The organism is Mycobacterium sp. TH-M82, from assembly GCF_057473605.1.
Genome location: NZ_JBYCKY010000091.1, coordinates 1 through 6,746, shown reverse-complemented (window position 1 = coordinate 6,746; position 6,746 = coordinate 1). Strand labels below are relative to the sequence as shown.

Here is a 6,746-nt window from a genome sequence, read left to right as displayed (position 1 = left end):
GGCGTCGTCGGGTGAGCGCCATGCGTCGAGTGGCTGGGTGGACACCGCGGCGCGACGTCGCTTCCCTTTCCTGCTTCGGTGGCAAGCGCCGGGAGGCACCGGACAGATCGACGAAATCCTGCCCTACGATCGGCCGTTCGAGCCTGCACACCTGCGCCGGTGGGTCCACGGACCCGGCCTGGCGGCTATGCACGCGCCGCCGCAGCCCCGTATCCCGCTCGGCCCTGTCGGCGAACTGCTCTGGCGGCGCGTGATTCCGGTGTTTGGCCTGCCCGGTGTGCTGCGCTGCCTCGCTGCGCTGTGGCGGCTGCCCGACGAGGACGGCTTCCTCGATTCGCACGGCCTCGCGGCGGTGGCGGCCGGAATCGAACGAATGGTGTGCCAACGAGCGAACCTGACGGCCGGCCGGTTCGCTGACGTCGCTGCTGCCTACCGCGTCAAGGAAGCAGCGGTGCGCGCCGCAGACGCCGACCTGCAGAAGTGCCTGCGACTCGGCGCGGACCGGTGGTGGTAGTCAAATCAACCTGGGCACGTTACCGGTTCTGAGCTGAATTCGAATATCTGAGCGGTTCAGTGCGGTAGGGCCGACCACAATCTTCTGACCAGACCGCGCAGCGGATACGGCAGCCACGTTGTCATCGTCGGTGCCTGCACGTTGCCCGGGCCACAAGTGGGCCAGGCTCTCGGGCCCTGTCCGGCCAGCACCCGGTCGGCCACCGCGATCTGTTCGGCTCGCGACGCGTCGGCCGGCGAACCCTGGCCGCCGAATTCCTGCCACGTCGACTCTTTGAACTGCAGACCGCCGTAGAAGCCATTGCCGGTGTCGGCACTCCAATCGCCGGCCGACTCGCAGTCAGCGACCAAGTCCCAATTGTCGCCATCCGCCTGCGCCACCGCTGTTGACGGACCCAGCGGACCCAGCAACACCGCGGCGCACCCCGCCGCGACCACGGTTGAGACGGCACAGCGGTGTATCGCCCTCCGGTGCATATAACAACCTCCGTGATAGATGTACACCTGCGAGGTAATCGAGCATAGCGCGATAGGTGGTGCAAATGCACACTTCTCACAAGCAGGGTTATTGAAGTTACCAATGAAGTTAATGATGTAAAATCGAATTAAAGTGGTTATAGTTTCTATTGTTACTATTGTGGCAACTGCGCACGGGTGAACACGCAGGCGGCGAATACCTCTCGAATGCCCCTCGAACGTCGTCGAGTGGGCGCCGCCGGGCGCACGGTAGTCCTCGAACATGCCTTGATGGCGCTGCCCAAGTCACCGCGTGGTATGCCTGGAACCGTGTCGGACGGTCTTTTCGACGTGCCCGGCGCAGCGCAGCCGGCCGTCGGAGACGTGGGCGCGGCGCCGCTGGCTGTTCGGATGCGCCCGGCGTCGCTGGGCGAGGTGGTCGGGCAGGACCATCTGCTGGCGCCCGGCTCGCCGCTGCGCCGGTTAGTCGACGGCTCCGGCGCGGCGTCGGTCATCCTGTACGGCCCGCCGGGCACCGGCAAGACCACGCTGGCGGCGCTGATCTCGCAGGCGGCCGGTCGGCGATTCGAGGCGCTGTCCGCGCTGTCGGCCGGAGTCAAGGAGGTACGGGTGGTTATCGACACCGCCCGACGGGCGGCCGGCTATGGCGAGCAGACGGTGCTGTTCATCGACGAGGTGCACCGGTTCTCGAAGACGCAGCAAGACGCGCTGCTCTCGGCGGTGGAGAACCGGGTGGTGCTGCTGGTGGCGGCCACCACCGAAAACCCGTCGTTCTCCGTGGTGGCGCCGTTGCTGTCGCGGTCGCTGATCCTGCAGCTGCGGCCGCTGGCCAGCGATGCTATTCGGACCGTGGTGCAGCGCGCGATCGACGATCCGCGCGGCCTGGGAGGGCGGATCGGCGTCGCACCCGACGCGGTCGACCTGCTGGTCCGGCTGGCCGCCGGCGACGCCCGCCGTGCGCTGACCGCGCTCGAAGTGGCAGCCGAAACAGCGCAGGCAGCAGGCGCCGACGTCACTGCGCGAACCGTCGAACAGTCGCTGGATCGGGCGGCGGTCCGCTACGACCGGGCCGGCGACCAGCACTACGACGTGATCAGCGCTTTCATCAAGTCGGTGCGCGGGTCCGACGTCGATGCCGCGCTGCACTACCTGGCCCGGATGCTGGTCGCCGGCGAGGACCCGCGGTTCATCGCCCGCCGGCTGATGATCCTGGCCAGCGAGGACATCGGCATGGCGGACCCGACCGCGCTGCACACGGCCGTCGCCGCCGCACAGACCGTGCAGTTGATCGGCATGCCCGAAGCCCAACTGACGCTCGCCCACGCCACGGTGCACCTGGCCACCGCACCCAAATCCAACGCGGTGACCACCGCGCTGTCGGCGGCGACGAATGACATCAAGGCGGGCAAGGCCGGCCCGGTGCCGCCGCAGCTACGCGACGGCCACTACTCGGGGGCTCAAGGGCTGGGCCGTGCCGTCGGCTACCTGTACTCCCACGATCACCCGGACGGTGTTGTACCGCAACAGTATCCGCCCGATGACCTGGTGGGCGTGGACTACTATCGACCGACAAACCGGGGAGGCGAACGTGAGATCGCCGGCCGCCTGGACCGTCTGCGTGCGATCATCCGCAGGAAACGTTGAGATTGCATCCAGGGTCGTGATCTCGGCTGGTCCACAGCCCTGAGCGCAATCTCAACGGTCAGCCGACTGAGCGAAAGGGCAGCAAGTGAAAACCTGCACCGACGCAGAAATGAATGAGCTGCTACCCGCCGCGAAGGCTAACTGCGTTGTCATCCCCAAGCAGAGCCCGAACTTCGCCGACGACACGGCGCCGACGATTATCTGGGAGCACGGCCGGCGCAACTTCGGGCTGCGCCACGACGGCGTACTGCCGGCGGTGCTGCCGGTTACCGACGGCTCCGAGATGTGCGGTGTCGGGATATTCACCGGGGCCGTCGACGACACCATCGCTGCGATGAATGACGACCCTCGCGTGCAAGCCGGGGCGTTCACCTTCGAGGTGCACCCCTTCGCGAGTTACCCGCAGCCGCGCGGTGCGCAGCGAGCGGGCCAGGTCGTCGTTGCGCCCCCATTGTCTTCATGTCGTCGAATGTCGTCGAGGACACCGTGCGCCAGGAGGTGCGGTTGAGCATCCGCCTCGCGCTGCAGAAGCCGTCGAGCTTCTCGATCGCCGGCAGCACCCGGTCAAGCGCCACAATGGGTTTACCGACCGACAGCCAGTTCGGCCGGTCTACTGCCCTGATCTGGATCAGACCAGCTCGGGCACTCGCAAGTGGGCAAGAGCAAGCTCGAACTCGCCGTGGTCGAGCTCCTTGAGCTCCTCAACGCCCGCTTGTTGAATGCGTGCCTTCCTCAGGGCCGTTGCCTGTTCCCTGTTCTGCTGCATTGCGTCAATGCTGTCATACGTCGTAGAGGACACGAAGCGTCCGGACGCGCGGTCGAGCAGCAGGCTGGCGCTGCAGAACCCCTTGAGCCTCTCCAGATCGGGCAGGATGGATGTCTTGTAGTACTCGATGTTTTGGTCTGCCTTGGTGGGGTCGCCCTTGATCCACACCGCCCGCACGCAGGCGCCCTCATGTGAGTGGTGATCCCTATGGAGCACCGCGATTTCCCACTCTTCGACGGTCGCAGTACCTCCAAACATCGTCGCCGCCCGATCCCGGATCGGCCGTACCCGCTCGGCACTGGCGTGCATCGCCTCGTCGTTCTCCCAGGAGCTGGTGGCGATGCACCGGCCCGACTGCCGGTCGACCAACAGCGACACTCCGACGTATCCGTCGATCTCCCGCAGGGCGGGCATGACCGCGTCGCGAATATGCGCAATTCCCCCGTCGATAGCTGAGGGTTGTGCCGTCATTGTGGTAGAGCGTGCGTACACGATCCACCCCCTCTTTGTCGGGGCGGCGCCCCGGTGGCGCCACCGGAACAACTACCACCTTCCTCCATTGGATTGGCTGTGGCAAGGGCCAATTCGGGGCAACTTGACCCGGGATGAGCCGGGGATCCGGCCGCTCACCGGGGAGGAGTCGCGGGGGAGGCGGTAAGCACATCCGTAGGCTGAATTGTATGGACTCCGAACTGCTCGACATCGACACCACACGGCGTCGCACCGTCGACCTCACCGGCGCGGTGCGCGCGTTCTGCGCCGGGCACGGCAGCGGTCATTCGGATGGATTGTGCAACGTGTTCGTGCCGCACGCGACGGCTGGGGTGGCGATCATCGAGGCCGGCGCCGGCTCCGACGACGACCTGGTCGACACCCTGGAGCGGCTGGTGCCCCGCGACGACCGCTACCGCCACGCGCACGGGTCACCGGGCCACGGCGCCGACCACGTTCTGCCCGCGCTGGTGGCGCCGTCGGTCACCGTGCCGGTGACCGACGGCACGCCGCTGCTGGGTACTTGGCAATCCGTGGTGCTGGTCGACCTGAACCGGGACAACGCACGCCGGTCGGTGCGGCTGAGCTTCGTCGACGCCTAAGAGTTGGCCGGGCTCGTCGGCGGCACAGGAGGTTGCGGTCGGGCCGGTACTGTAGTGCCGTCTACTCGGCGTGCCGATTCGGACAGGAGAAAAACGACAGGTGCAGACACATGAGATCAGGAAACGCTTCCTCGATCATTTCGTGAAGGCAGGCCACACCGAGGTGCCCAGCGCTTCGGTGATCCTCGACGACCCGAACCTGTTGTTCGTCAACGCCGGCATGGTGCAGTTCGTGCCGTACTTCCTGGGCGCGCGCACCCCGCCGTACCCGACCGCCACCAGCATCCAGAAGTGCATCCGCACCCCCGACATCGACGAGGTGGGCCACACCACCCGACACAACACGTTTTTCCAGATGGCCGGCAACTTCTCGTTCGGCGACTACTTCAAAGAACGCGCGATCGAGCTGGCCTGGACGCTGCTGACCACCCCGCAGGAAACCGGGGGTTATGGATTTGATCCGGAGAAGCTATGGACCACAGTCTATCTGGACGACGACGAAGCCGCCGCGCTGTGGCAGCAGGTGGCTGGTCTGCCCCGGGAGCGCATCCAGCGTCGCGGGAAGGCCGACAACTACTGGTCGATGGGCATCCCCGGCCCGTGCGGGCCGTCGTCGGAGATCTACTACGACCGCGGCCCGCACTTCGGGCCGGAGGGCGGCCCGCTGGCCAGCGAAGAGCGCTACATCGAGATCTGGAACCTGGTGTTCATGGAGAGCGAGCGCGGCGAGGGCACGTCGAAATCCGAATTCCAGATCGTCGGTCCGTTGCCGCGCAAGAACATCGACACCGGCATGGGCGTGGAGCGGGTCGCAGTGTTGCTGCAGGGAGTGCACAACGTCTACGAGACTGACCTGCTCCGGCCGGCGATCGACACCATTGCCACCCGCGCACCCCGCGGCTATGACATCGGCAGCCATGCCGACGACGTCCGATACCGGGTGATCGCCGACCATTCCCGCACGGCGGCGATCCTGATCGGCGACGGGGTCAGCCCTGGCAACGAGGGCCGCGGCTACGTGCTCCGCCGGCTGCTGCGCCGGGTGATCCGCTCGGCCAAGCTGCTCGGCATCGACACCCCGATCGTCGGCGAGCTGATGGCATGCGTCCGTGACGCGATGGGTCCGTCCTATCCCGAGCTGGTCGCCGACTTCGACCGGATCAGCCGGATCGCGGTCGCCGAGGAGACGGCGTTCAACCGCACCCTGACGTCGGGATCGAAGTTGTTCGACGAAGCGGCCCGCTCCACCAAGGCCGTCGGAGCCACCGTGCTGTCCGGCGTCGACGCCTTCACCCTGCACGACACCTACGGTTTTCCGATCGAGCTGACCCTGGAGATGGCCGGCGAAGCGGGTTTGGACGTCGACGAACAGGGCTTCCGTGAGCTGATGGCTGAGCAACGTGCCCGCGCCAAGGCCGACGCCGCCGCCCGCAGACATGCCCACGCCGACCTGAGCGCCTACCGGGAGCTGGTCGACGCCGGGCCCACCGAGTTCACCGGATTCGACGAATTATCTTCGGAGGCAACGATCCTCGGAATCTTCGTGGACGGCAAACGGGTGCCGGTGGTGGCCCACAGGCCAGGAGACGGAACCGAGACACCAGACCGGGTCGAGTTGGTGCTGGACCGCACCCCGCTGTATGCCGAATCGGGCGGGCAGGTCGGCGACGTCGGTACCATCACCGGCCCGGGCGCCCGCGCCCAGGGCGCTGTCAACGATGTGCAGAAGATCGCCCAGAGCCTGTTCGTGCACCGTGTGGACGTGGTGTCCGGCGAGTTCGTCGAGGGCGACACCGTCACCGCCGCAGTCGATCCGGCCTGGCGCAAAGGCGCCACCCAGGGCCACTCGGGGACTCACATGGTGCACGCGGCGCTGCGGCAGGTGCTGGGGCCCAACGCGGTTCAGGCTGGATCGCTGAACCGGCCGGGTTATCTGCGGTTCGACTTCAACTGGCAGGGACCGCTCACCGACGGGCAACGCCGCGAGGTCGAAGAGGTGACAAATGAGGCGGTACAAGCCGCCTTCGAGGTGCACACCTTCACCGAGCAGCTCGACAAAGCCAAGGCGATGGGCGCTATGGCGATGTTCGGCGAGCACTACCCCGACCGGGTCCGCGTCGTTGAGATCGGCGGTCCGTTCTCCCTGGAGCTGTGCGGCGGCACCCACGTGGCCAATTCGGCGCAGATCGGCCCGGTGACCATCCTCGGCGAATCGTCGGTCGGCTCCGGGGTGCGCCGGGTGGAGGCCTATG

General features: G+C 66.8%; 6 protein-coding genes and 1 pseudogene. 5 read left to right on the top strand and 2 right to left on the bottom strand.

The window, feature by feature from the left end:
- Nucleotides 1-514 (top strand): hypothetical protein (locus tag AC2VON_RS02725; RefSeq protein ID WP_486951558.1); only part of this gene is annotated, 514 nt, incomplete at its 5' end.
- Nucleotides 515-570: 56 nt separating this feature from the next.
- On the opposite strand, the gene AC2VON_RS02720 is transcribed toward AC2VON_RS02725, so the two are convergent.
- Nucleotides 571-990, bottom strand: coding sequence for a transglycosylase family protein (locus AC2VON_RS02720; protein ID WP_486951557.1), 420 nt, complete (start codon nt 988-990; stop codon nt 571-573).
- A gap of 297 nt (nt 991-1,287) precedes the next feature.
- On the opposite strand from AC2VON_RS02720, the gene AC2VON_RS02715 reads away from it, so the two are divergent.
- Nucleotides 1,288-2,634 (top strand): replication-associated recombination protein A, encoded by a 1,347-nt coding sequence (locus AC2VON_RS02715; protein ID WP_486951560.1) that lies wholly within the window; start codon nt 1,288-1,290, stop codon nt 2,632-2,634.
- Between the two features lie 85 nt (nt 2,635-2,719).
- Nucleotides 2,720-3,037: pseudogene (locus AC2VON_RS02710) on the top strand (hypothetical protein); the annotation flags it as partial.
- A 225-nt stretch (nt 3,038-3,262) separates the two neighbouring features.
- Here AC2VON_RS02710 and AC2VON_RS02705 read toward each other — a convergent pair.
- Nucleotides 3,263-3,892 carry a hypothetical protein gene (locus AC2VON_RS02705; protein WP_486951556.1) on the bottom strand — a complete coding sequence of 210 codons (630 nt, stop codon included), beginning with the start codon at nt 3,890-3,892 and terminating at the stop codon, nt 3,263-3,265.
- A gap of 200 nt (nt 3,893-4,092) precedes the next feature.
- Here AC2VON_RS02705 and AC2VON_RS02700 point away from each other — a divergent pair, with 200 nt between their 5' ends.
- Nucleotides 4,093-4,494 carry a secondary thiamine-phosphate synthase enzyme YjbQ gene (locus AC2VON_RS02700; protein ID WP_486951559.1) on the top strand — a complete coding sequence of 134 codons (402 nt, stop codon included), beginning with the start codon at nt 4,093-4,095 and terminating at the stop codon, nt 4,492-4,494.
- A 100-nt stretch (nt 4,495-4,594) separates the two neighbouring features.
- The coding region (gene alaS / locus AC2VON_RS02695; protein ID WP_486951555.1) for an alanine--tRNA ligase at nt 4,595-6,746 on the top strand (2,152 nt) is incomplete at its 3' end.

Excerpts from the sequence above, each read along its gene's own strand:
- AC2VON_RS02720 (WP_486951557.1), bottom strand. The coding sequence starts at position 990 with ATGCACCGGAGGGCGATACACCGCTGTGCCGTCTCAACCGTGGTCGCG.
- AC2VON_RS02715 (WP_486951560.1), top strand. The coding sequence starts at position 1,288 with ATGCCTGGAACCGTGTCGGACGGTCTTTTCGACGTGCCCGGCGCAGCG.